Annotated in this window: 23 protein-coding genes; 9 read left to right on the plus strand and 14 right to left on the minus strand. The window is 46.0% G+C overall.

Going from position 1 to position 24476, the window contains the following annotated elements:
* Positions 1-2 precede the first annotated feature (2 nt).
* The 9 genes from ACT6R0_RS10365 to ACT6R0_RS10405 form a co-directional block, all read right to left on the minus strand.
* Complete coding sequence (locus tag ACT6R0_RS10365; protein WP_444653542.1) at positions 3-2159, minus strand: TonB-dependent receptor plug domain-containing protein; 2157 nt, start codon at positions 2157-2159, stop codon at positions 3-5.
* A 214-nt stretch (positions 2160-2373) separates the two neighbouring features.
* Positions 2374-3690, minus strand: a complete 1317-nt coding sequence (gene sufD, locus ACT6R0_RS10370) for a Fe-S cluster assembly protein SufD (protein ID WP_444653541.1) — start codon at positions 3688-3690, stop codon at positions 2374-2376.
* A 46-nt stretch (positions 3691-3736) separates the two neighbouring features.
* Positions 3737-4126: a four helix bundle protein gene (locus ACT6R0_RS10375; protein ID WP_444653540.1), complete on the minus strand. Its 390-nt coding sequence runs from the start codon at positions 4124-4126 to the stop codon at positions 3737-3739.
* Positions 4127-4183: 57 nt separating this feature from the next.
* A complete protein-coding gene (sufC, locus tag ACT6R0_RS10380) occupies positions 4184-4930 on the minus strand; it encodes a Fe-S cluster assembly ATPase SufC (RefSeq protein WP_444653539.1) in 747 nt (248 codons plus the stop codon).
* 147 nt (positions 4931-5077) lie between these two features.
* Positions 5078-6526, minus strand: coding sequence for a Fe-S cluster assembly protein SufB (sufB, locus tag ACT6R0_RS10385; RefSeq protein ID WP_444653538.1), 1449 nt, complete (start codon positions 6524-6526; stop codon positions 5078-5080).
* A 132-nt stretch (positions 6527-6658) separates the two neighbouring features.
* Complete coding sequence (locus ACT6R0_RS10390) at positions 6659-6937, minus strand: four helix bundle protein (RefSeq protein ID WP_444653537.1); 279 nt, start codon at positions 6935-6937, stop codon at positions 6659-6661.
* A 42-nt stretch (positions 6938-6979) separates the two neighbouring features.
* Positions 6980-7309, minus strand: coding sequence for a HesB/IscA family protein (locus ACT6R0_RS10395; RefSeq protein ID WP_444653536.1), 330 nt, complete (start codon positions 7307-7309; stop codon positions 6980-6982).
* 129 nt (positions 7310-7438) lie between these two features.
* Positions 7439-7945 carry a hypothetical protein gene (locus ACT6R0_RS10400; protein ID WP_444653535.1) on the minus strand — a complete coding sequence of 169 codons (507 nt, stop codon included), beginning with the start codon at positions 7943-7945 and terminating at the stop codon, positions 7439-7441.
* A 5-nt stretch (positions 7946-7950) separates the two neighbouring features.
* Positions 7951-9723 (minus strand): SMI1/KNR4 family protein, encoded by a 1773-nt coding sequence (locus tag ACT6R0_RS10405; protein ID WP_444653534.1) that lies wholly within the window; start codon positions 9721-9723, stop codon positions 7951-7953.
* 187 nt (positions 9724-9910) lie between these two features.
* Here ACT6R0_RS10405 and ACT6R0_RS10410 point away from each other — a divergent pair, with 187 nt between their 5' ends.
* The 3 genes from ACT6R0_RS10410 (at position 9911) to ACT6R0_RS10420 (ending at position 14508) form a co-directional block, all read left to right on the plus strand.
* Complete coding sequence (locus ACT6R0_RS10410; protein WP_444653533.1) at positions 9911-10768, plus strand: MBL fold metallo-hydrolase; 858 nt, start codon at positions 9911-9913, stop codon at positions 10766-10768.
* Positions 10769-10925: 157 nt separating this feature from the next.
* Positions 10926-12548, plus strand: a complete 1623-nt coding sequence (locus ACT6R0_RS10415; protein WP_444653532.1) for a S8 family peptidase — start codon at positions 10926-10928, stop codon at positions 12546-12548.
* Between the two features lie 61 nt (positions 12549-12609).
* Positions 12610-14508, plus strand: coding sequence for a M1 family metallopeptidase (locus tag ACT6R0_RS10420; RefSeq protein ID WP_444653531.1), 1899 nt, complete (start codon positions 12610-12612; stop codon positions 14506-14508).
* Between the two features lie 171 nt (positions 14509-14679).
* Here ACT6R0_RS10420 and ACT6R0_RS10425 read toward each other — a convergent pair whose 3' ends face one another.
* Together ACT6R0_RS10425 and ACT6R0_RS10430 are read right to left on the minus strand one after the other, a co-directional pair.
* The gene (locus tag ACT6R0_RS10425; RefSeq protein ID WP_444653530.1) at positions 14680-14955 is read right to left on the minus strand and encodes a hypothetical protein; all 276 of its coding nucleotides are present in this window, start codon (positions 14953-14955) and stop codon (positions 14680-14682) included.
* A 301-nt stretch (positions 14956-15256) separates the two neighbouring features.
* A complete protein-coding gene (locus tag ACT6R0_RS10430) occupies positions 15257-15943 on the minus strand; it encodes a S24 family peptidase (protein WP_444653529.1) in 687 nt (228 codons plus the stop codon).
* Positions 15944-16069: 126 nt separating this feature from the next.
* On the opposite strand from ACT6R0_RS10430, the gene ACT6R0_RS10435 reads away from it, so the two are divergent.
* From ACT6R0_RS10435 to ACT6R0_RS10460, 6 genes are all read left to right on the plus strand, one after another.
* Positions 16070-16423 (plus strand): immunity 22 family protein, encoded by a 354-nt coding sequence (locus ACT6R0_RS10435; RefSeq protein WP_444653528.1) that lies wholly within the window; start codon positions 16070-16072, stop codon positions 16421-16423.
* Between the two features lie 32 nt (positions 16424-16455).
* Positions 16456-16836 carry a ribonuclease P protein component gene (gene rnpA, locus ACT6R0_RS10440; protein ID WP_444653527.1) on the plus strand — a complete coding sequence of 127 codons (381 nt, stop codon included), beginning with the start codon at positions 16456-16458 and terminating at the stop codon, positions 16834-16836.
* A gap of 186 nt (positions 16837-17022) precedes the next feature.
* Complete coding sequence (locus tag ACT6R0_RS10445) at positions 17023-18660, plus strand: S41 family peptidase (protein ID WP_444653526.1); 1638 nt, start codon at positions 17023-17025, stop codon at positions 18658-18660.
* A 37-nt stretch (positions 18661-18697) separates the two neighbouring features.
* The gene (locus ACT6R0_RS10450; RefSeq protein WP_444653525.1) at positions 18698-19534 is read left to right on the plus strand and encodes a sulfurtransferase; all 837 of its coding nucleotides are present in this window, start codon (positions 18698-18700) and stop codon (positions 19532-19534) included.
* 107 nt (positions 19535-19641) lie between these two features.
* A complete protein-coding gene (locus tag ACT6R0_RS10455) occupies positions 19642-21648 on the plus strand; it encodes a KUP/HAK/KT family potassium transporter (protein ID WP_444653837.1) in 2007 nt (668 codons plus the stop codon).
* Entirely contained in the window at positions 21648-22463 is an 816-nt protein-coding gene (locus tag ACT6R0_RS10460) for an OmpA family protein (RefSeq protein ID WP_444653524.1), read from the plus strand. The genes ACT6R0_RS10455 and ACT6R0_RS10460 overlap by 1 nt, the downstream gene beginning before the upstream one ends.
* Positions 22464-22585: 122 nt before the next feature.
* Here ACT6R0_RS10460 and ACT6R0_RS10465 read toward each other — a convergent pair whose 3' ends face one another.
* From ACT6R0_RS10465 to ACT6R0_RS10475, 3 genes are all read right to left on the minus strand, one after another.
* Positions 22586-22846 carry a hypothetical protein gene (locus ACT6R0_RS10465; RefSeq protein ID WP_444653523.1) on the minus strand — a complete coding sequence of 87 codons (261 nt, stop codon included), beginning with the start codon at positions 22844-22846 and terminating at the stop codon, positions 22586-22588.
* 191 nt (positions 22847-23037) lie between these two features.
* Complete coding sequence (locus ACT6R0_RS10470; protein WP_444653522.1) at positions 23038-23493, minus strand: GNAT family N-acetyltransferase; 456 nt, start codon at positions 23491-23493, stop codon at positions 23038-23040.
* Positions 23490-24467 carry a DUF4837 family protein gene (locus ACT6R0_RS10475; RefSeq protein WP_444653521.1) on the minus strand — a complete coding sequence of 326 codons (978 nt, stop codon included), beginning with the start codon at positions 24465-24467 and terminating at the stop codon, positions 23490-23492. Before ACT6R0_RS10475 ends, ACT6R0_RS10470 begins: the two co-directional genes overlap by 4 nt.
* Positions 24468-24476 lie beyond the last annotated feature (9 nt).

Consider the following 24476-nt stretch of genomic DNA (forward strand, 5'->3'; position numbering starts at 1 on the left):
GATTAGAAATTGAGATTATACGTAAGTTTCAAAAAGTAAGAGCGGCCATAAGCCATCAATATGCTGGTACTGCCAACATCGTGTGTGCCTGCAGAAGCTACGTTGGAACGGATGTTCACTACGTCCAGTAAGTTCCGCCCTCCAAGCGTAGCATCCAGCTTGCCGTTAAAGAAGCTCTTTTTTATCGAGGCATCCATCAGCCCGAACGACTCTATTTCCTGCAGAACGAATTGCGACTGGCCGTTAACCGATGTTTCTATGAACTGCGGCTGCTTGCCATTTATCTTATAATACAGCGAGAATGTCGTGTTCCACTTTGGTACGGTATAGGCAACATTGGTGTTGAACTGCATGGTGGTAAGGAACTTATCGTCCGATACTGCCGTGCCCGAGCTTATCTTTTTCGAAATGCCCAAAAATGCCACACCTGCCTTTATCATCCAGTTGTGGTATTCCAGCTGGTGCGAGGTAGCAATGTTGTACATTTTGTACTTATCGATGTTGATGTACTCGTACTTCCACGTTGGCACGGTCTCGGTAAGCACCAGTTCAATGCGGTCATCTATCCCCATGTAGGTAGCCGAAAGGCTGTTCATCAGTCGAACGTCGGAATTGAAGAATGTCGTTTTCTTAATACTCGCCTCATATGAATTGCCCGTTTCGGGCATTAAATCTTCATTGCCTTGCACGTTGTGGTTGGAATCTACAAAGTAGGTGTACAGTTCGTCATAATTCGGTGTGCGGTACGATCTGCCGAATGATGCCCTTGCCTCAATTTCGTTGTCAAATAAATAACGCAGCCCCATGGAAGCCGACCACTGGTCATCGAATTTTGACTGGAACGAGTAGCGGAAACCGGGGCGGAAGGAGAACCTGTCGGTGATCCCAAACTCGGCCGCGGTAAAGACATCATAGTTTTCGAGCCTTTGTTTGATGTTGCCCTGTCCCGAACCACCTATAAAAAGGCCCGATGCCGCAGCGTTGTAGCCGTTGGTATTCACGAACTCGTAGCCCACTTGCAGGTCGAAGCTTTTATCTTTAAAAAAATTGCCCAGCGCACCTGTCGAGTAAAGTATCTCGGTATCCTGGTATGTTTGTTCGGTGTGGTTGGTTTCCTGCTCTGTCTGGATGTAATAGTTGAATTGCTCCAGGTCACGCGTCTGCCGTTGGTGCGAGAGCGATATGTTATAATCTAACGAACCCGCCACCTTGCCCACGGCATTGAGATGGTGGTAAAATTTTTCGGTAAAGAACCTCCTGTCACGAGAGAACAGCAATATGCCGGTACCGGGAACCACCTGGCTCTCTACTATTGGGTTATAGAAATCTATTTTTTCGTTGAAATAGTCAAATTTGTAAAACAGCCTGAAATTGCCCTTTTGGTAGCGGATGAGCGCATTGCCAAAGTTTTGCTCTTTAGGAAGCCAGCTAAAGCCACGGTTCACCCATGGCGTTGTGGGGTCGTAATCCGTATAGTCGCGCCCGCCGCGGGTATCCTTAAAGCCGGTAAAATCATTTCGGTTGCCGCCTATGGACACGAACCAGTTGCTGTTGACGGTGTGTGCGGCCCTCAGGGCTTGTAAATGGCGCCCTTTGTCATAAAGTGGTGCATACTCCCCGCCTATCGTCTCTTCCTGCATTGTGGCGTTTATTTCCCACTTGTTCAGAATAGACTTTTTGGTAATGATGTTGATGATGCCGCTCACTGCATTGGCACCGTGCGTAACGCCCATTGCACCCTCAATGATCTCAATGTGGTCAATATCGTCAAGATTGATCTGCGTAAGGTCAATATTGTTGCCAAGGCCGGTGTCGCTCACTAACGGAATGTTATCTACCAGTATCTTCAGGTACTGCCCATCAAGCCCGAACATGGATACGGTGGACCGGCCCTCCGCACTGTTGGGTTGTACCATTATATTGAGGTACTGATTGAGCACGTCAGCAAGGTTGTTAGCTGCCTGGCGCTGTATGTCATCGCGGCTGATGACCTTTACGTTGAAAACCGACCTCTTAATGGATTGTGGCTCTATCTGGCCAGTTACCACAACTTCTTCAAGCTCTTCGGTTTTAATGGAGTCGGTAGCGATCTCCTGGGCAGTGGCCATGAAACCTGAAAAAAGGAATATACAGAGTATTGCTTTTGTGCCGTTTTGCATTCCGGATTAACTTAGATTAATTCTAAATTGCAAAACTACAGCCGCAAAACGGTTTATGCAAATTATTTTTATTAATTCTAAATAAGAATTCTTAATGTGGAGTGATCAGGTTTGCAAAAGCAGTAAGAAGAAGTCAAAAATATTGCCATTCTGACGAAGGGATAATCTTACTTCCTTGGTCAGAATGGCAATATTTTTGACTTCTTACTTAATATTATAGATCAAAACCCATGTTCACGCCCAATTTTGAAGCGATGAGCTTGGTGATCCTGTTTTTGAGTTCCGGTATCCTGATGCTTTCGATAACCTCATTACTGAAAGCATACATCAATAATGCCTTGGCCTCCTTCTTCGGGATGCCACGCGACTGCATGTAGAACATGGCGCTTTCGTCCAATTGGCCAATAGTACAGCCGTGGGAGCACTTCACATCATCGGCAAATATCTCCAATTGTGGCTTGGCGTTGATGGAGGCTTTTTCGCTAAGGAGGATATTATTATTCTGTTGGAAAGCATCCGTTTTTTGGGCTTCTTTATCTACATATATCTTTCCGTTGAAAACACCGGTCGAATTATCATTAAAGATGCCTTTGTAGTTTTGATGGCTTTCGCAGTTAGGCTCGGCATGGCGCACAAGTGTATAGTGGTCAACCAGCTGCTTGTCGCCAATGATCGTTATGCCTTTTAGGGTACTTTCAACACGCTCTCCCTGATGGTAAAAGTTCAGGTTGTTTCGCGTAATGTTTCCGCCAAACGAGAACGTATGCACTGATGCATGGCTTTGTCCTTTCTGGGCTATGAAAGTATTATCTACTAAATTTGCGCTTTGCAGGTCGTTCTGTATCTTGTAGTAATCCACCAGGGCACGCTCCTGGGCAAATATTTCGGTAACCGAGTTGGTCAGCACCGGGTTGCCATTAAGGCTCTGATGGCGCTCTATGATCTGTACTTGGGCATTTTCACCCACGATCACCAGGTTACGCGGCTGCACCATCAGCGCGGCCTCGTTACCCGTCGAGAAATACATGATCTCGATCGGCTTATCGGCCACCTTGTTCTTGGGGATGTTGATGTAGGCACCCTCAATGGCAAAGGCCGTATTCAGCGATGTAAGGCTGTCGTCGGCATTTGCTATCTTATTGAAATAAGTTTCAATGACTTCCTTGTACTTCGGCTTTGTTAATGCCGATGACATCAGGCACACATCCAGTCCGTCGTGCGTTGTAGACGACAGGAACGAACTGAATACACCGTCAATAAACACTGCTTTGTAGGTATCGATCTCGTGCAGGAAATATTTCTTCACGTCCGCATAACCCACTGCATTCTCCTGTTTGGGGAATACGGTAAAGTCATTCTTAAGCACCGCATTGAGCGATGTATATTTCCAGGCCTCTTCCTTTTTGGTCGGAAAGCCTTTATTCTCAAAATTTTTGATCGCCTCAGTACGTATATCATGAAGTTCAGATGTTACATCCACCTTTTCTTCAAACGCCATGAAAGACGATAATAGTTTTTCTTTTAGTTCCATATTAAGTTTCAGGTTTCAAGTTTCAGGTTGCTCACTCAGCCGGGACTTACTGAAACTTATTTCCTTTATAATCTTTTTTGTTGAGATAAGTTATAAAATTGCTTATCCTCCCGCTTAATTTTTCATAATCTGTTTTGAGTATTTCCAATTTTTGGATATTGATGTATCCGCAATCATAAACCCTGTAAAGTTGGGAGCGCGCCTCACCGGCAGAACCTTTTGCTATCGAAAGAAATTGTCTGAATTCCATATTCCCGTCCCTTTCAAATCCTTCAGCAATATTATCCATAACAGAACCCGATGAATCTTTAATCTGCGCTTTTAGCTTAAAGTCTGTCTTGAGTTCAGTTTCAACTGAAAGTGTATGAATCTCTTTGGCAAGCCTTCTTGCTTCCTGCCAAATTTCCAAATCTTCAAACCTTAGTATTGTCGCCATAATGGTGCCTCACATAACTTTCAAAAAACCTGAAACCTGAAATCTGAAACAAATAATCTAGTTTTCCGATCTAATCCAGTCGTAACCCTTCTCCTCCAGTTCGTAGGCAAGCTCCTTACCGCCGGATTTTACGATCTTACCATTGTAAAGCACGTGTACGAAATCAGGTACGATATAATCCAGGAGCCTTTGGTAGTGGGTAATTACAACCACCGCATTGTCCTGGCTGCGCAGCTTGTTCACACCATTGGCAACAATGCGGAGCGCGTCAATATCAAGGCCCGAGTCGGTTTCGTCAAGTATGGCAAGCTTTGGCTCGAGCATCGCCATCTGGAAGATCTCGTTACGCTTTTTCTCACCGCCCGAAAAGCCTTCGTTCAGCGAGCGTGAAAGGAACTTACGGTCGATCTCCAACAGTTCCGATTTTTCTCGGATCAGCTTCAGCATTTCATTAGCAGGCATTTCCTCACGCCCTTGCGCCTTGCGGCTTTCGTTGATAGCCGTTTTCATGAAATTCGTCACCGATACGCCCGGTATCTCTACAGGGTACTGGAATGAAAGGAAGACACCCTTGTGCGCCCTTTCTTCGGGTGACAGCTCACCAATGTCCTCGCCTTCAAGAAAGATGGCACCATCGGTCACTTCATAATTCTCATTCCCGGCGATTACCGATGATAATGTACTCTTACCCGAACCGTTCGGCCCCATGATGGCGTGTACTTCTCCGGCCTTTACCTCAAGGTTGATACCCTTCAGGATATCTTTATCTTCAACACGTGCGTGCAGGTTTTTTATTGATAACATTTTTAGTGTTTAAAGTTTTAGGTTTCAGGTTTCAGGTTCTTACTCGAACTATAACCTTGCTCTAAAAATTATATGATTTTTGTTTGTTTATGCTGATTTAAGGCCACAACCTTCAGAAAACCTGAAACTTGAAACCTGAAACTAAAATTACCCTACCGATCCCTCAAGACTTATCTCCAGCAATTTCTGCGCTTCCACAGCAAATTCCATTGGCAGCTTGTTCAGTACTTCCTTGCTGAAACCATTCACGATAAGCGCGATCGCCTTCTCGGTAGGTATGCCCCTCTGGTTGCAATAGAATACCTGGTCCTCACCAATTTTACTTGTCGTGGCCTCGTGCTCAATTTTAGCTGTCGTATTTTTTGATTCGATATACGGGAAGGTATGTGCGCCACAGTTGTTACCCATCAGCAACGAGTCGCACTGCGAGAAGTTGCGTGCGTTCTCGGCCCTTGAGCCTATCTGCACCAAACCTCGGTAGCTGTTCTGCGATCTACCCGCAGATATACCTTTAGAAATAATGGTGCTCTTTGTATTCTTGCCAAGGTGGATCATTTTAGTCCCGGTATCGGCCTGCTGGTAATTGTTGGTCACGGCAATGGAGTAGAATTCCCCTACCGAGTTATCGCCTTTCAGAACACAGCTTGGGTATTTCCATGTTACGGCAGAACCCGTTTCTACCTGCGTCCACGATATTTTGGCGTTCTTTTCGCAAATGCCACGCTTGGTCACGAAGTTATACACCCCGCCCTTGCCTTCCTTATTACCCGGGAACCAGTTTTGTACTGTTGAATATTTTATCTCGGCATCATCCATCGCGATAAGCTCTACCACTGCGGCGTGCAGCTGGTTCTCATCACGGCTGGGCGCGGTACAGCCCTCCAGGTAACTAACATAGCTGCCTTCATCGGCAATAACGAGCGTACGCTCGAACTGTCCTGTCCCTGCCTGGTTGATGCGGAAGTAGGTGCTGAGTTCCATCGGGCAGCGCACCCCTTTCGGGATGTAGCAGAATGACCCGTCGGAAAATACAGCCGAGTTAAGCGCCGCATAAAAATTATCCTTTTGCGGCACTACTGAGCCAATGTATTTTTTCACCAGCTCCGGATGCTCCTTTATCGCTTCGGAAATAGGGCAGAAAATAATACCTTTCTCCGCAAGCGTTTTTTTGAACGTCGTGGCCACCGAAACGGAGTCCACCACGATGTCAATGGCAACGTTGTTCATCTTCTTCTGCTCATCGACAGAGATCCCCAGCTTTTTGTACATCGCCAAAAGTTCCGGATCAACATCGTCAAGCGTTTTGGTCGGGTCAACCGCCTTAGGTGCGGAATAGTAGGATATCGCCTGGAAATCAGGTTTTTCATAATGCACATTCGCCCAATTGGGTTCGATCATTTCCTTCCAGATACGAAAAGCCTCAAGGCGCCAGTCGGTCATCCATTCCGGCTCCTCTTTCTTTTTCGAAAGCGCGCGCACCACATCCTCATTCAGTCCAATGGGGAATGTCTCCGACTCTATATCAGTATAAAAACCGTACTCGTACTCTTTGGTTTCGAGTTCGATCTTTAATTCCTCTTCAGTGTATTTGCTCATTCTTTTTAATTTAAAGATCTAAAATTTAAAGATTTAAAGATTGCCACTTCAAACCCTTGATTTTAAATACTCTATAAATTTTGAGAGATTTTTTGATATCTCTATGCTTAGTTCAATTCCTTTTATTGTCTCCTAGTAAGTACAAAACCCCAGTTCATTCGAAAGGATCAGCATACTTCTAACTTCTGCACAACTTCCTTTAGAGTGTTTGAGAAACCGAATAAACTGTTTATTGTTATTATATTCCGACCCTTCCGCAATATTATTTCTAATAGAAACAACAGCTCTTTTGATCTGGTCCTTAAATCCATATTCCCTTTCCAGACTTTGTTTATTCATCAATCCAAAAATATCCTTTGCCAGAACAATTGACTTTTGATAAACCTCAAACTCTGTAAAGCTTTTTGTCATCCGCTGAATCTTTCAATTTTAAATCTTCAATCTTTCAATTGTTTACAGCGAAAAACTCTCACCACAGCCACACGTCCTTTGCGCGTTGGGGTTGTTGAAAACAAAGCCTTTGCCGTTGAGCCCGCCGCTGAATTCCAGCACGGTGCCGGCCAGGTACAAGAAGCTTTTTTTATCTACTGCTATCTTAATGCCGTTGTCTTCAAATACTTTATCATTTTCGCCAAGCGCCTTGTCAAAATTCAATTCGTATGAAAGGCCCGAACATCCGCCGCTTTTTACGCCTACCCTTATGTAATCGGTAGTTGCGTCAAAACCATCATCCTCCATGAGCATAACGGCCCTCTTTTTCGCTGAATCAGAAACTTTTATCATAGCTCAGTTACCTAAAAATTAGTATAATTTGCGCAAAGATACCACATCTTTGACAGATTGCAATAAATAGGCTCCTTTTTATGATTATGAGTCGATAAGCGATCTCTATGCATGATTGGAGGCAGAGCTTTAGTACACCTTACCATCCATTACGTTTTTACAAAAGTCGGGGAAGTCAGTCCCTATGTCGCAAAAATCATCTTCATCCCTAAAAGGGGTACTGTCATAAAACTCGCCTACCTTTCCGTAGAGTCCGGATGCCTTGTCACAGCAAAGGAAAAAATTGCCCCTGTCGTTACGGTGCCCCACCGCAAGCCAAAAGGCAGGGGCATCGCCCAGGTCGCCTTCGCTGTCAAAATAGTCAAATGTGTGGGTGACCATTCCGTAAAAGCCATAAATATAAAGTTCCTGGCCGGGCAAAGGCGCAAGCGTATCGTTATCGAGCAATTGCAGGAACTCGATATAGGGTTCCGGTATCACGAATTGCTCCTTCCGCTCATAGGAGATCTTTTCGAACATCGAAAATGCATGAAACAAAAGATCTGTCGCTGATGATGCAAAATATTCGCTGCCTGTACTGTTGCAGCGCTGTGCTTTTTCGATCAGGGTTTCAATGAGTTTTCCAGTGGTATCCATAGTGATTACGATCTAATTTGAATGGGTGTGTCGAGCAATGCGGTAAGTGCCTTTTCCTTACCGTTCACTTCGGTAAAACGCTCGATCATATGCCTCGCCAGGAATTCTGCCAGGGAGTTGGCTACGAGCTTTCCGGTGAGGTATTCGTCGTGCATGTACTCAACGATGACCGGGTGTCCCGTAATTGAAAGATGATGTGGGTCGGCAAAATACGAATCCCCCGAATAGTTTTGCCCGATCGGGATGATGCCGGAGTGGATGTGTTCCCTGATGTCTACGCTGACATCATCGGTATCGGGGTCCTCGTCATCGGCATCTTCAAGGTCCGATCCGTAGGTGTCCATGATATCCTGCCGGATCTCCTCCACGTCTGAAAGCGCTGCAAAATGCCTGTCATCCGGGGTACCGTCAAATAGCATGTAAATTTCGCGGATGTCGTCAGGGAAATTTTCAGGGATACTGTTTTCTGGAGCTCCTCTTCCTAACCTGAATACGTGGCTGATATTTAGCGATTTGTAGAACATGACCAGCTCCTGTACTGTTGATGGCAGCTTTTTCGGCGCATTGAACCGGTATTTTTCAGGAAGCGCATATTTGTCCAGCAGTCCCCAGCGTATACACAGCTTTTTTAGGGCTATTTGTTGCGGGCTTTCCGAATGCGGATCAACGAGTGCCAACACGATGCGGTGCTTTACATTTTCACTTTCTGAGGGAACGCCATAAGCATCCTGCCCCATAACCGAAGCGATGACGAACAGCTGGTCATTGGTGCTGATATGTTGTTTGAGATAGTTGGCGATCAGGTTGGCTTCACCGGTATAAATGCATAGCAGGCTTAAAAATGTTTCAAAAGCCGATACCCCCTCCACATTGCCTATGTTGCCGCCCTGCGAATGGTGGGACCGGAGGTCTTCGCTGTTATTGGCCGCCACATCCAGCGCTTTTAAAACGTTATAAAGCAACAGATATAGCACAGCCTTTTTACGATGGGAGTTGAATTGCCGCACACCTTCTTCCAATAATTTATCGGCTTCGGGCAATTCTACTTCGCCCAAAGGACCTGCTCCGTATATTTTTTCTATGAAACTTTCCTGGTTGATGAATGCCTTCACATCGAACACCGAGAGCTGGAAAAGCAGGATGCGGGCCATCAGCGGCTCAACTGCGAAAGGGCTGTCTTCTTTATATTCGATATTCCTCATCTCTGTCTCCAGGTGATAGATAGCCATTTTCAGGCGGTATATCTGTACGGCAGATGTTGCCTTTCCTGCCAGTTCGAACAACGTGTCGATCCATATGGCATATACTTCGTACATTGCTTCGCCTGCAACATCATCAAACCGGAATTTTGTCTTGAGTGGGTCGTAGTGATCCACCAGCATATCCATTACGTACCCGGAGATCAACGCACCGTGCCGGTGCAGCAGCAACGTGTCATTGAGGTTTTTGCCAAATTCCAGTACAGACCCCCTGGTCTGTTTTTGCCTACGCATCATTGTGAACAGCAACGACCGCAGTATACCTTTCAGCTCGTAATAGGCTGTCCAGCTATCCCGTACCGGATCGATATCTATTGCCATACGCTCAAAATAACTGAAATACAGTTCCATCCAGCCATCGATTGGCTCCGTATGTGAGTGTGCCCAGTCCCTCAGGGCCATAATCTTTTGGGATTCTCTTCTTAGCGCCGGGACTTTGGTATCATAAGGCACTTTCGACAAGTGGATGTAACTTAATGCAGCCAGGCTATCGGTGAGCTCTTGCGGGAATTTTATCATGGTGAATGTTTATTGGTTGGCCCAAAAATAAGGCTTTTGCAGACTCGCTGCGTCTCTGCATGACATCCGTAAAGCAAATTTATTTAAACGGGTATCTATGGATGAAATTCGTTAGCGTAGCTGTTTTTAATGATCGGGCTTTAACTCCCGGAATTAAATCCTTAATTTGGCTCCAAACAAATAAACAATGAAACTTTACCCTATAGATACCGGAAACTTTAAGCTCGATGGCGGTGCAATGTTCGGAGTGGTGCCAAAGCCGATATGGACCAAAACCAATCCTGCCGACGAGAACAACCAGATAGACCTTGCCGCTCGCTGCCTGCTCATAGAAGACGGCAACCGCCTGACACTCATAGATACCGGGATGGGCAATAAGCAAAGCGACAAGTTCTTTGGGTACTACTCGCTGTGGGGCGACCATACTACCGATAAGTCGCTGGCGGCACATGGCTTTCACCGCGACGATGTGACCGATGTGTTTATGACGCACCTCCATTTCGACCATTGCGGGGGCAGCGTGCAGTGGAACAAGGACCGCACCGGCTACGAACCCGCCTTTAAGAATGCCCACTACTGGACCAACGAAAACCACTGGGAATGGGCTACAAAACCCAATGCGCGCGAAAAGGCATCGTTCCTGCAGGAGAATATCATCCCGATGCAGGAAAGCGGGCAGTTGAAATTTATCAGCAGGCCTAACGGTGATCACCTGGATGAAAGTGAATTGGGCTTCGGTATCTTTTTTGCCGACGGGCATACCGAAAAGCAAATGATACCGCACATCAATTACAATGGCAGGACCATTGTTTTCATGGCCGACCTGCTGCCGACAGCGGGACACATTCCGCTTCCTTACGTTATGGGCTATGATACCCGCCCACTGTTGACGCTGGACGAAAAGGCGAAATTCCTAAATGCCGCAGCCGATAACGATTATTACCTTTTCCTGGAACATGATGCACATAACGAGCTGATCACTGTGGAGCATACCGACAAAGGCATAAGGCTCAAAGATATTTATAAATGTGCAGATGTTTTTTAGCCTGGTTAATTGATGTTTAAGAGTTGGCGAAGTGCCTCATATCATTTCTTTGTTTATTATCATATCATATCCATATCACAACAAAATGTTAAAATTCCTGTAAGATGTAACCAACAAGGAGTAATTTAGTCAAATATTAAATTGTAAATTCAAGAATATGAAATTCAGGTCACTTTACCTGTCGGCAGCCCTTGCATTATTCCTTACGGGCTGTGGTACGACAAGGTCGATCACGGCAGATCCCATTGCCATTACCAAGCCCATAGTTCCCAAGAAAGCGGCACTTACCGATAACCAGGAACAGCGCTGGAGCCACCTAGACCTCGTGAAGGATAGCATCCCGGGAATGAGCGTAGACAGGGCATACGAGCTTTTGAAAGGCAAAACAGCTAAAAAGATAATCGTAAGCGTGATCGACTCAGGGGTGGACATTGAACACCCGGACCTGGCCCCTGTAATATGGACCAATCCAAAAGAGATAGCGGGCAACGGCAAGGATGATGACGGAAACGGATATATCGACGACATCCACGGATGGAACTTTCTTGGAGAAGCGCACCATGAGAACCTTGAATATGCGCGCATCGTGAAAAAAGGCGATGATGGTTCGGCATTGTACAAAAGGGCCAAGGCTGAATTTGACAAGGAGATACGTGAAGCGAAAGCTGAAAAACAAAAGATCGACTTCATAGCAGACATCGACAAAACATTCCAGGAAAAGATCGGTAAAAAAGATTATACGGTTGAAGACCTGAAAAACTTCAAGACTACCGATGCCAGGCTGAATGCCGTGAAGGAGAACTTTATTGAGATATTCACCAATGTGCCAAGAGAAGAGTTCAATGAGGAGATCAAAGGGGCAAAAGAGCATTTTGACGATATGCTTGCCTACAACCTCAACCTGAAGTTTGACGGGCGTAAAGTAGTAGGTGACAACCCGGAAGATATTAACGACCGCAAGTACGGCAACAACAATGTAATAGGGCCGGACAGGGAAGGCGCCAAACACGGGACCCACGTTGCGGGCATCATTGCACAGGTAAGGGGTAACAACCTGGGCGGCGATGGTGTTGCCAGCAATAATGTGGAGATCATGGCCGTACGCGCAGTGCCGGATGGCGATGAGTACGATAAAGATGTGGCGTTGGCCATACGTTATGCTGTGGACAACGGTGCAAAAGTGATCAACGGAAGCTTTGGCAAATACTACTCACCACATGCGCAATGGGTGTATGACGCGATAAAATATGCTGCCGATAAAGATGTACTTATAGTATTTGCTGCCGGTAACGAAAGCAAAGACCTGAACGCAGCCGACAGGGGCGAACGTTTTCCAAACGACGACAAATTGAGCGGAAAAGAGATCGCTGATAACGTACTGACCATTGGCGCCATCAACAATCCGTTCAATGAAGACCTGCTTGCCGACTTCTCTAACTATGGCAAGACGGATGTAGATGTATTTGCGCCGGGTGTACGCATTTACGCTACTACGCCAAACAACAAATACGAATTTTTGCAGGGAACCTCAATGGCCTCTCCAAACGCGGCGGGTGTGGCAGCGCTTATACGCTCCTACTACCCAAGCCTTACCGCATCGCAGGTAAAGCACATCCTTATGGATTCAGGAATTGCTGTGAACCTTACGGTAAAGCTGAGCAAGGACAGTCCTGACGCACCCGATGAAACACGTCCGTTCAAAGAGCTGTCGAGGTCGGGCAAGATCGTAAACGCTTACAACGCGCTCATTATGGCCGATAAGTTGGCTTCAAAAAAATAATTCTGACAAAAAACAATATGACGGAAGGGCGGGATCCCTTCCGTTTTTTTATTTTTAACGCATGAAAAAATTACTCATAGCAGCATTGCTTTCGGCTACAGGCCTATTTGCACAGAAAAACCCGAACCCGGGCTACTGGCAGCAGCACGTGGATTATAAGATGGATGTGAACATGGACGTGAAAACGTACAAGTATACGGGCAAGCAGGAACTGGTGTACACCAATAACTCTCCGGACACGCTGTACCGTGTTTTTTACCACCTGTATAACAATGCCTTCCAGCCGGGAAGCGAAATGGATGGCAGGCTAAAGCACATTCCCGACCCTGACGGACGAATGGTGAAGACCTTTAAAACTGCCGAGAAAACAGTAAAGGAAAGCCGCATCAGCTCATTGAAGCCCGATGAGATCGGCTACCTGAAAATAACCAACCTGAAGCAGGACGGCACCGATCTTCGTAATAAAGTTGCAGGAACCGTACTTGAAGTAGAGCTTGCCAAGCCGTTATACCCGGGCAAGTCGACGACATTTACCCTTAATTTTGACGGGCAGGTACCGGTACAGGTGCGCCGCAGCGGAAGGAACAATGCTGAGGGTGTGGCGCTCTCCATGACACAATGGTATCCTAAAATGGCCGAGTACGACTTTGAAGGCTGGCATGCTAACCCATACATAGCGCGTGAATTCCACGGCGTATGGGGGAATTTTGACGTGAACATCACCATCGATAAAACCTACACCATTGGCGGTACAGGCTATCTCCAAAACAAAAATGAGATAGGTAAAGGCTATGAAGATGCTGGCGTAAAGGTGCAATACCCTAAGAAAGCAAAAACATTGACCTGGCACTTTGTTGCCCCTATGGTACATGATTTCGCCTGGGCTGCCGACCCGAATTTCGCCCACGACAAGATAATGGGCGACAACAATACCGAACTGCATTTCCTATACAAAAATACACCGGAAACCTTAGACGGCTGGAAAAAGCTGCAGCCAAAAACTGCCGAGATACTGGCATTCTACAACAAGACAATTGGCAATTACCCATACAAGCAGTACTCTGTGATACAGGGCGGCGACGGTGGCATGGAGTATGCCATGTGTACACTGATCACAGGCCGCTCGTTCGCCGGGTTGGTCGAAGTGACCGCGCACGAATTCGGCCACTCATGGTTCCAGCACGTATTGGCATCTAACGAATCAAAGCACGGTTGGATGGATGAAGGCTTTACCTCATACATAGAAGCATTGGCCATGGAGGCGGTAATGCCCCCAACAGTGAAGCCGGGTGAGGAAGAGCCCAATATTTTCAAAGGTGCTTATTCTGCTTATTTTGCCATGGTAAAAAGCGGTAAGGAACAGCCATTGACCACGCATGCCGACCGCTACGATACCAACAGGCTGTACAGCATAGCCTCTTATGTTAAGGGCGAAATATTCCTTGCACAGCTCGGCTACCTCATAGGGCAGGATAACCTGGCCAGGACGCTGAAGCGTTTTTATGCCGACTATAAATTTACCCATCCTACGCCTATGGACATCAAACGTACCGCAGAGAAAGTGAGCGGCGCGCACCTGGACTGGTACCTTACGGACTGGTGCCAGACAACGAACACCATTGATTATGGGATAAAGGAAATGGCAGAAGCCGGAAATTCGACCAAAATAACATTGGAGCGCATTGGGCGCATGCCGATGCCGCTAGACATTATCGTAGTATATGAGGACGGTACTCAGGAGAGCTACTACATACCGCTGCAAATGATGCGTTATACCAAAGACAATCCGTACCCGAACCTGAAACGCACTGTGCTGGATGCCTGGGACTGGGGCCACCAAACGTATGAATTCACCATCAGCAAGCCGAAAGCATCGATACAGGTTTTTGTAATAGATCCAAGCAAGCTCATGGCAGATGTGAACAAAGACAATAATGCTTTCATTAAAGGAGCGAAATAGAAATCCAAATTTCAAAACAAATTACAAAAGCGGTATCTTGATGGTATCGCTTTTTTGTTGCATACAAACGAAAAAACCTCCGGTTGTTGCGGGCCGGAGGTTTGTGAAAACAGATAAAATAGATAAAAACCTGTTTTGCTATGGATATATATAGGCGCTAAAAGTTTCGGGTTAGTTCGACTTTTTAGCTGGTTGAGCCTTTTTCACTTCAGCCTTTTCTTCCTTAACTACAGCTTCAGTCTTTTTTACGGTTGCGGGCTGTTGCAAAGGCTGTGCGGTTTGCGCGGGTGCAGCAGGCTTAACTTCTGTAGTTTTAGCCGTAGTTGTTGTTTGCGTTGTTTGTGCCGGCTGGGCTTTAATTGTTGTTGATTGCGTTTGCGTGGTGGTTTCCTGCGCCATAGCTACCGCTCCGGTAAGCATTAATGCGCTTAAAAATAGGTTTTTCATAATGTCGTATCGTATATGGTTTAGATCATGTCGTATACTATTACAATATGCAAGCAGAATGCCTCAATTGATCAGTAAAGTAACATTTCTATAAGACCTATACATAAATTATTGAATGTCAACACAATGTTTAAATAAAACACGCAAAATTGTTCCGTAAGTAATTGATGTCCATTTGTAGAAAATTGTGGAAACCTGTAGAAAATCTTGTGGAGAATGGATACATACAACTGTACAAATCGAAACGGACCTGACAGGTTTTAAAACTTGTCAGGTCCGCTACGTAAAATTTTATGCCGCCCTAATTCATCGCGTTCATCCTGATACTGGCCTTGACCAATGCCAAAGCACGGATCTTGTCCATTTCTATATCCTTGGGCTGATGCCTTTGGTTCTCGCTTACCAGCTTTACACACCCGGGATGTTCGGAGCGCTGCACATATTTCACAGTAATATATTCTTCTCCGCTTCCCATGTCAATACCAAGTAGGTACATTTCTCCCCAGAAGATGCCATTCTGTATGTCCTGGACTTCTTTATACATTACAATGTCGCCACTTTTTAGCAACGGGTCCATACTGTCACCGGTCACGTATACTGCACCGTCGCATTTTGGAAGATGGGGTATGGAAATATGGTCTACCGGCTTTTGGGCATTGGTATTGGCAAAAATCGGTACAAGCCCCGCTACAGCTTCAAGGTCGTATAATGGTATCTGCTGGCTTTCAACCGTAGTATCGGTTTTTAGTCGGTAGGTTTTCACGTTCGGCCCTTCGTTGGTGAACATGTCCCCTTCCCCTGTAAGTAGCCACCCGGGATTGATGTCGGGATACGTAGCCAGGATCTTTTCCAATACGTTCGAACCGATGCTCTTGCCGTCCTTCACCGCTTTGGAAATACTGCCGCGGCTGGCGCCCAAACTGTTTTCAAACGCATAATAGCTTATCCCTTTTGCCTCGATATATTCCCCTACCCTGTATGATACCATGATATTATAATTAGTGAAACTATTAATTGAAGCAAATCTAAGAAAAAAATATTTTAATTACGAAAATAATCATTCTTTTGTGCCTCTTTTCATACATTTGAGCCAATCTTGCGTAATTTCACTTTTATGGAAAAAGAAAATTATATCTCGGTTTGGGTTGGGAATCTTGAGGGAAAGGACCAACTTGCAGATCATATTGCTGAAAATTATGATGATGAAGGCAACATGACATCCGGCTTCATGAACGATTTTAGGATCGACCATTATGATGCTGACCTTATAGAGGTTTTGTTCGATGCGTCGGAAAATATTACCGAGGTGTTTAACCGTTTTTCGTATTCCGAAAATTTTTCAGAAAAGTTACCGCAACAAAAGTTGATCGGCCGAAATTGCTTCATTGTTATCTACGATCTTAAATTTGAAGGCGAAGTGAAAAGGGTGGGGACTTTTGAATTTATCGGGACATTTAAATACCGATAGATTCTCTCCAATACTTCGTACATTTGCCGCCAATGGAAAACAGGCGCTATACATATTCGAAAGAAGAAAAGCTGAAAAGCCGCACCACCATAGACCTTTTGTTTACCGAAGGGAGATCGGTGTCGAAATACCCGTTGCGTTTGGTATACGTTCTGCAGCCCGAGGAAGGCACCATCATGCAGATGGGCGTTTCGGTATCCAAAAAATACTTCAAAAAAGCACATGACCGCAACTACTTTAAGCGTGTGCTTCGCGAAACCTACCGCCATCATAAGCACATTTTGGCCGAAGCCACAGATAAGCCCTACGCCATGATGTTCCTGTACCAAACAAAGGACCGGCTGTCGTTTGAGGAGATCAATGCCAAAACGGTGCAGTTGTTCGAGAAGTTCGCAGCACAGGAGGATATCTAATACCATACCCATCGTCCCTCTCACTGGTGAGGCCTGATCAGTAATACTCCATACTTTCCTTTCCCTTTTTTCGTTTGACCTTCAGTACATGGCCAGAAACTTTCGGCGCGCGATGGTTATTGATATGCCTTTAATCCTTATTTTCGTAACACGATTATCATCATCAAAAAATAAAAGGACGATATTATGTTTATAAAGCTCAGGAAAAGATATGTACTGCCCACGCTTGCCGCAGGGTTCATGTTCGTGGGAGTAAGTTTTAAGGACGATTTCTTTGAGATCGCCAAGCAGATAGAGATATTCACGACATTGTTCAAGACCGTGAACAATAACTATGTCGACGAGACCAACCCCGCCCAGCTGATGGACAAAGCCATAAAGAGCATGCTGGAGGACCTGGACCCGTATACCAACTACTTCAACGAGCAGGATGTAGCAAAGTTCAAGATCAACAGCACAGGTGAATATACCGGCATTGGCGCGCTGATCGCCCGCAAGGACGGAAGGCTCATCATCAAGGAGCCATATAAGGATTACCCTGCCGATAAGGCAGGCCTCAAGGCAGGTGACGAGATCGTGCAGATAGGCGACGTCGTATTGGCGAATTTTAAGGAAGATGCCGGCGAATTGCTGAAGGGCTCCCGCAATACAAAGATCGACATCAAGTACCTGCGCCAGGGCAAGCAGATGAGCACACAGCTTACGCTGAATGAGGTGGATGTAAAAGCTGTACCGTATTATTCTTTGGTTGGAAAGGAAACAGGTTATATTGTACTGTCGCAGTTCAACGCCAAAGCTTCGCAGGAAACCAAGGCAGCGCTTGTTGACCTGAAGGGACAGGGTGCCAAAAACATCATCCTCGACCTTAGGGGCAACCCGGGTGGGCTTTTAAATGAGGCGGTAAGCATCTGCAACCTGTTCGTGAAGCAGGATGAGACCATAGTGACCACCAGATCGAAAAACGAAAAATACAATAACACCTACAAAACCCAAAAAGCCCCGGTAGACCTCGACATCCCGCTGGTTGTTCTGGTCGATGGCAAGAGCGCATCGGCATCCGAGATAGTGGCGGGCGCATTGCAGGACCTTGACCGTGCGGTGATCGTGGGCAGCAGGAGCTTTGGTAAGGGATTGGTACAACGTCCGCTCGACCTTACCTATGGCACCCAGGTAAAAGTGACCATTTCACGCTATTACACGCCATCAGGACGCGGCATACAGGCGCTTGATTACACCCACAAAGATGCTGACGGCAAAGCCATACGCATTGATAAAAAAGACTACAACGCTTTTAAGACCCGAAAGGGCAGGACGGTGTTTGATGGTGGCGGGATATTGCCGGACGTGGAACTGGATGAGTCGAAGCAAAGTGCCATAGCCGATGCACTGATCCGCAAGGATGGTATTTTTAATTATGCAACGGTGTATTATTACAAGAACCCGAATATAGGCACAACCATCCCGAACATTAGCGACGCGGAATTCGAAGCCTTTAAAGCTTACCTGAAAAAGGAAAAGTTCGAGTTTGACACCGAAACCGAAAAATCGCTGAAGGCTACACTGGAAGTCGCGAAAAAGGAAAAGGTAGACCAAAGCATTGCCACCGAATACAACCAGTTATTGGCCGCCCTTCAAAAGAGCGAAGAAAAAGAGCTGGCCACGCATAAAGGCGAGATCAAACAACTGCTGCTCGATGAGCTGATAAAGCGTTACCAATACAAGGAAGGGCTGTACAAATATTACACGACAAGCAATCCCGAGATACAAAAAGCGGCGGCACTGCTTAACAACACCGCACAATACAATAAGATACTTTTAAAATAATACCGGTCCCGGCAGCAATGCCGGGATCATTTTTATTATGGATACATTTTTCCCTTCTGTTATCGAGCCTGAAGAGTTACTGCTATTACCAAGACATAGCTACATCCTTATCGATGCCGGCCCATCGCAAGAAAGATATAACAAGCGGCATCTGGAAGGCTCATTGTATGTTGACCTCAACACCGACCTTGCTGAAGTGCCAAATAACGCAGCCAATGGCGGCAGGCACCCCCTGCCCTCTCCCGAACGATTTGGTAAAGTGCTGGGCAGGCTGGGCATTACGCCCGAAAGCCATGTGGTCGTATATGATGACAAGAATGGCGCCAACCCGGCCGCACGCTTTTGGTGGATGCTCAGGGCTGCAGGGCATGATAAGGTGCAGGTGGTCAATGGCGGGATGCAGGCTGCTGAAGAACAGGGATTTTCTGTTACTGATGCGGTTACTGCTGTTATACCAACCGAAGACCACAAATTCTCCTACTGGCAGCTGCCTGCCGCAGATATCGCGCAAGTTGAGATCGCCGCTTCCGCAGATGACCTTCTTGTGATCGATGTTCGCGATAAGGAACGTTTTGACGGCATTACCGAACATATCGATCTGGTTGCCGGGCATATACCTGGGGCAGTGAACATTCCGTTCGCCTCTAACCTTGCTGCGAACGGAAAATTTCTTCCGCCAAAAGAACTAAATGAAAGATACACTACCTCACTGGGTGGCATCCCGATGGAAGATGTGATAGTACATTGCGGGTCGGGTGTTACGGCATGCCACACACTGCTGGCCCTCGAACATGCCGGCCTGGGCATCGCGAAACTATATGTTGGTTCGTGGAGCGAATGGTCGCGCAACGGCAAAACCATTGGCAAAATATAATTTAACTGCAGGTTTTTTACATCTTATTACAGCAAGCGCGAAATATAATGCACTGCAATAACCTGATTTACAAAAAACATATACCTTTGCTCTTTTAATTCACATTTATCGTGGGCAATCACAAACACATTAACAAAGTTACCTTAGGCGGACTTATTGTTACTTTGGGGATTATTTACGGGGATATCGGAACCTCGCCGCTGTATGTAATGCGGGCTATTTTCGGGATGCATGAAGGAAAAGCCGAAGTTATTCGCGAAGAGGTAGTCCTGGGGGCGCTATCGGCCATATTTTGGACCTTGACCCTGCAAACCACGATCAAATACGTCTGGCTTACCCTTAAAGCCGATAATAAGGGCGAGGGTGGCATATTCTCGCTGTATACTCTTTTAAAACGATTCAAGAAGCGATGGATGCTCGTGCCTGCAATCATCGGGGGCAGCTGCCTTTTGGCCGACGGATTCATTACACCACCCATCTCCGTATCATCTGCGATAGAAGGGTTAAAGGTTTATAATGAAGAGCTCGACACCGTGCCGATAGTAATAGCCATATTGTTCGTGCTGTTCTTTGTACAGCGTTTTGGCACCTCCCTAATAGGAAAGGCTTTCGGGCCTATGATGATGATCTGGTTCACGATGCTTGGGGTATTGGGGCTTATAGCGCTTTCCGGCAATATGTCTGTGCTTAAAGCACTTAACCCCTACTATCTTGTCTATCTTTTTGACCTGCACTCACAGGGCTTTTACGTATTGGGTATGGTATTCCTGTGTACGACCGGGGCCGAAGCCTTGTACAGCGACATGGGGCACTGCGGCAGGAATAACATACGTGTGAGCTGGATCTATGTAAAACTTACGCTTGTGCTCAGTTACTTTGGGCAGGGTGCTTACCTTATTGCCCATTCCGGGCAAACGCTTACAGAAATAAGCGGTAAGGCGACAAATCCGGCGAACCCGTTCTTCCTCCTGATGCCCGACTGGTTCCTGCCTTTTGGTATCGCTATTGCCACATCGGCGGCGGTGATCGCATCGCAGGCATTGATAAGCGGGTCATTCACCATGATATCCGAGGCCATGCGCCTCAACTTCTGGCCAAAGGTCTCTGTAAAATACCCTTCCGACCTTAAAGGGCAGCTGTATATCCCATCGGTTAACTGGATGCTGTTCGCGGGCTGTGTTTCGATCGTATTGTACTTCCGCGAATCGAGCGCCATGGAGGCTGCCTACGGCCTTGCCATTGTGATCTGCATGCTAATGACAACTTCTCTTTTGGGTGTGTTCATGGCGACAAGGCGTTATCCTACAGTGCTCATACTTGCTGTCATTGCCATATACCTTGTAATTGAAAGTGCATTCTTCATTGCCAACATCGATAAGTTCCATAATGGGGGTTATGTATCGGTAATTATTACAGGTGTACTGGCCATTATAATGACCGTATGGTTTTGGGCGAAAAAGATACGCAGCGAGTATACCGAATTTACTAAGATCGCAAATTACAAACAGGTGCTTGCCGAGCTTAGCAATGATGAGTCGATACCAAAGTATGCCACCCACCTTGTATACATGACCAATGCCCACCTGGGCGATGAGATCGAATCGAAGATCATCTACTCCATATTGCAAAAAAGGCCAAAAAGAGCCGATATTTATTGGTTCGTACATGTTAATGTGTTGGATGAGCCTTACAAAATGGAGTACCGCGTACGCGAAATAATGAAAGATGACGTTATAAGGGTAGACTTCTACCTCGGTTTCCGGATAGCGCCAAGGATCAACCTGATGTTCAAGCAGGTGGTACGCGACATGGTACAAAAAGGTGAAGTGGACATTACCAGCCGCTATGAGTCGCTTAACCGTAACAACGTGATCGGGGACTTTAAGTTCGTACTGATAGAAAAATTCCTGTCATACGACAATGACCTGCCATGGTACGAAAGGATCGTTCTTGACATTTATTTCATCCTGAAACAGGTGAGCCTTTCCGAAGGCCGAGCATTTGGGCTGGACAGCAGCTCGGTAAAAGTAGAGAAGTTCCCAATAGTGATCCACCCGCCGGAAGACATGGTGCTTTCACGAGTGGACGAACATCCCGGACATAACAACGATTGATGAAAAAATTATTCTATCTAGCGGTGCTCTTGCTTGTGCAGCCCCTCATGGCACAGGAGGAAACCGTATATTCCGTTTACTTTGATGTGAACAAGTATAATCTCGACGACAAACAGGGCAACAACGTGGTGGCTTTTATCAAGGCCATAGACACCACACGCATCGAAACGATCCAGATATTCGGGTATTGCGATGACCGGGGGAAAGACGCCTACAACTTTAAGCTTTCTACCAACCGTGCGCACACCATCCGTGATACGCTCATTGGCCGCGGGATCAGGAACAAGATCATCGTGACAATAGAGGGCAAAGGCCGCATTATGATCGAAGAAGACATAGATAATAAGACCGAAGTGCGATCTAAAAACCGCCGTGTGGATGTCGTGGTCAACTTTAGGCCCGCACCACCGCCAAAGCTGGATCCCGGTTTTTATAATACGATCAAAAAAGACATGATAGTGGGCGACCACATTTACCTGGAGAACATACTTTTTGAACGTGGCAGCAGCAAACTTACCGCCAAATCGCGCACCGAACTGGAAAAAGTAGCCCGCCTGCTCCAAAAGTACAAAAACCTGAGCTTTGAGATCCAGGGGCACATTTGCTGTACGCCTACCTTCCACAAAGAGGCTATTGACAAGGACACTAAAAAACGTGAGCTTTCGGGCAACCGGGCACTGACGGTATATAAATTCCTTGCCACAAAAAACATCCCGAAATCCCGTATGACCTACAAAGGCTACGGCAATACCAAGCCGCTGGGCAAGGGCAGTGAATACGACCGCAGGGTGGAGCTGGTGATCACGAAGATTTAATTATTTCAGATTGTAGATTTCAGATTTCAGATTGAGCTTCCTGAGGAATTTCAGATTGCAGAGGGTAGATTTTAGATCAGAGCTACACTCTGACTGGTTGTTTATAGAATTGACTTGGTGAATTAAGTTACAAAAAATCGTTTCCTATTATCTTGATCATTGTATGCCCATGTGCCCAGGATTACTTGAATCAATGCGTTTATTATTTTTATCAAAAAATGAACAGGAAAAGGTTTTACCCAATGCTTAATGTGCGTATCTTCAGTATTTAGTGCTTTTAATTCTTCTAATGATTTTTTTGAGGGAGAATTTATAAAGTCATCCCACCCGAGAGTTAAGTATGTTGAGGCATACCCATTTACCTTAAACTCCAAATCTTCCAAGAAGAGGCTTTTATTATTTATTTGAGTATATTCCGGTTTTTTTACCTCCTGATAGATGTAATACAGCGCTAATTGAAAAAAATCCTCATGGATCCAAAAATGTCTCTCCCAATTGAATCTTACAATCTGCCATATTGAATTAATTTAAAGTCCTTATCATGATAATAGTGAGAGTGAAGTTCAATCTGAAATCAAAAATCTGAGATCAAGTGCATCCTGATGTGCGGTATGTCATCCTCTAAATATTCCTCCCCATCCTGAACAAATCCGTGGCTTTCATAGAATTTTTTAAGGTACAGCTGTGCCGATATGGTAATGTTACCCGTACTAAAATGCTCTTTTATCCCGTCAATAGACGCTTTCATCAAATCATGCCCCCACTTGCGGTCACGGTATGATGGGCTGATGACCACCCGGCCTATCGAAGCATTGTCAAAATAATATCCCGGCGCAAAAAGGCGGGTGTAGGCCACGATCTTTCCGCCGAAAGTACCCAGCAAGTGCAATGCTTTGTCATCTTTGCCGTCAATGTCCTGGTAAACGCAGTTCTGCTCCACTACAAAGACCTCACTGCGCAATTGCAGTACTTCGTATAGCTCGGGCAGAGAAAGTTCGTTAAATCGCTTTATTTTAAATTCAGGCATCATAAGAATTTTATGGACTTGATCACGGACTCCAGTTCCATGATAAGGTCACGCTTGGGTGACGACGGGCTATAGATGAACCCCTCTACCACCAGGTAGCATTGGTGCTTGTCATCGCGGATGGCATAATTGAGGAACGGCCCGTTCATGAAATCACCTTCCATTTCCCAGTTGCCGCGCGTTTCAAATGCCCTCCTGTCGTTAAAGCTTGTCATGAAAAAGTAAGGTGAATAGGCTTCCTCGGTTACCATGTACGTACCCGGTTCTGTACCGTGGATGTACTGCCTGCCAATGGAATCACGCATTTTAATGATATCATTCAGGATGTCCTTGTTCTTTTCAAGCACATCATACTTTACCGAATAGATCAGTATGTTAGTATTACCGCTCGGAATGTCTTTTTTGAGCCACAGGAATTTGTCACTTTTTACCGGTAGCCCGTAAGATGACGGCACCTTTATTGAAATGCCGTACTGCGATGCAAAGCGGCTTTCCTTCATCAGTCCGGCCTCTTCATGGCGTTTTTGCAGTTCGGTGATCTCTGTCTGCTTCATGGTGCGGATCACCTCATCGGCATGCATGTCGATGAGCTCCAGCAGTTCATCTATGGAGCGTCCCTGTATGGTAAAAATGTTCTGGGGTTTGCAGTTCCCGTCCTGTTTAAACTTAAAATCCCTTTTTCCGGATCTGTCCACAACAATGATGTTGCGCAATTTGGTCAGGTCACGGTCAAAAGACGTATCGTTAAACTGGTTCAGGGTAAACAATGGCTCCTCCTGGCTAAGGCCGTCGAGCGGGGCTGCAAACTTCCTTCGAAGCCCGTCGCCCACCTCGCCGTTCCACAGCACATCGTCTATGACAATGGATATTTCATTAAGGTTGCCCCCCGGTTCTTCTTCCGCGGGTTCTTCAACCGTTTTGCAGGCCATGCAGCAAAGCATAAAAACAAAACAAGCGAATTGTTTCATTTTTCCCATGGGGATGTA

It is taken from the genome of Flavobacterium sp. (assembly GCF_052437795.1).
Taxonomy (GTDB): Bacteria; Bacteroidota; Bacteroidia; order Flavobacteriales; family Flavobacteriaceae; genus Flavobacterium.

What these genes read in the sequence shown, in the direction of transcription:
- rnpA (WP_444653527.1), top strand. Translation starts at nt 16,456, where the DNA reads ATGGAAAACAGGCGCTATACATATTCGAAAGAAGAAAAGCTGAAAAGC.
- ACT6R0_RS10475 (WP_444653521.1), bottom strand. Translation starts at nt 24,467, where the DNA reads ATGGGAAAAATGAAACAATTCGCTTGTTTTGTTTTTATGCTTTGCTGC.
- ACT6R0_RS10365 (WP_444653542.1), bottom strand. Translation starts at nt 2,159, where the DNA reads ATGCAAAACGGCACAAAAGCAATACTCTGTATATTCCTTTTTTCAGGT.
- ACT6R0_RS10450 (WP_444653525.1), top strand. Translation starts at nt 18,698, where the DNA reads ATGGATACATTTTTCCCTTCTGTTATCGAGCCTGAAGAGTTACTGCTA.
- ACT6R0_RS10425 (WP_444653530.1), bottom strand. Translation starts at nt 14,955, where the DNA reads ATGAAAAACCTATTTTTAAGCGCATTAATGCTTACCGGAGCGGTAGCT.
- ACT6R0_RS10460 (WP_444653524.1), top strand. Translation starts at nt 21,648, where the DNA reads ATGAAAAAATTATTCTATCTAGCGGTGCTCTTGCTTGTGCAGCCCCTC.
- ACT6R0_RS10410 (WP_444653533.1), top strand. Translation starts at nt 9,911, where the DNA reads ATGAAACTTTACCCTATAGATACCGGAAACTTTAAGCTCGATGGCGGT.
- ACT6R0_RS10405 (WP_444653534.1), bottom strand. Translation starts at nt 9,723, where the DNA reads ATGATAAAATTCCCGCAAGAGCTCACCGATAGCCTGGCTGCATTAAGT.
- ACT6R0_RS10395 (WP_444653536.1), bottom strand. Translation starts at nt 7,309, where the DNA reads ATGATAAAAGTTTCTGATTCAGCGAAAAAGAGGGCCGTTATGCTCATG.
- ACT6R0_RS10435 (WP_444653528.1), top strand. Translation starts at nt 16,070, where the DNA reads ATGGAAAAAGAAAATTATATCTCGGTTTGGGTTGGGAATCTTGAGGGA.
- ACT6R0_RS10390 (WP_444653537.1), bottom strand. Translation starts at nt 6,937, where the DNA reads ATGACAAAAAGCTTTACAGAGTTTGAGGTTTATCAAAAGTCAATTGTT.
- ACT6R0_RS10400 (WP_444653535.1), bottom strand. Translation starts at nt 7,945, where the DNA reads ATGGATACCACTGGAAAACTCATTGAAACCCTGATCGAAAAAGCACAG.
- sufC (WP_444653539.1), bottom strand. Translation starts at nt 4,930, where the DNA reads ATGTTATCAATAAAAAACCTGCACGCACGTGTTGAAGATAAAGATATC.
- ACT6R0_RS10445 (WP_444653526.1), top strand. Translation starts at nt 17,023, where the DNA reads ATGTTTATAAAGCTCAGGAAAAGATATGTACTGCCCACGCTTGCCGCA.
- ACT6R0_RS10375 (WP_444653540.1), bottom strand. Translation starts at nt 4,126, where the DNA reads ATGGCGACAATACTAAGGTTTGAAGATTTGGAAATTTGGCAGGAAGCA.
- sufB (WP_444653538.1), bottom strand. Translation starts at nt 6,526, where the DNA reads ATGAGCAAATACACTGAAGAGGAATTAAAGATCGAACTCGAAACCAAA.
- ACT6R0_RS10430 (WP_444653529.1), bottom strand. Translation starts at nt 15,943, where the DNA reads ATGGTATCATACAGGGTAGGGGAATATATCGAGGCAAAAGGGATAAGC.
- ACT6R0_RS10470 (WP_444653522.1), bottom strand. Translation starts at nt 23,493, where the DNA reads ATGATGCCTGAATTTAAAATAAAGCGATTTAACGAACTTTCTCTGCCC.
- ACT6R0_RS10420 (WP_444653531.1), top strand. Translation starts at nt 12,610, where the DNA reads ATGAAAAAATTACTCATAGCAGCATTGCTTTCGGCTACAGGCCTATTT.
- ACT6R0_RS10415 (WP_444653532.1), top strand. Translation starts at nt 10,926, where the DNA reads ATGAAATTCAGGTCACTTTACCTGTCGGCAGCCCTTGCATTATTCCTT.
- sufD (WP_444653541.1), bottom strand. Translation starts at nt 3,690, where the DNA reads ATGGAACTAAAAGAAAAACTATTATCGTCTTTCATGGCGTTTGAAGAA.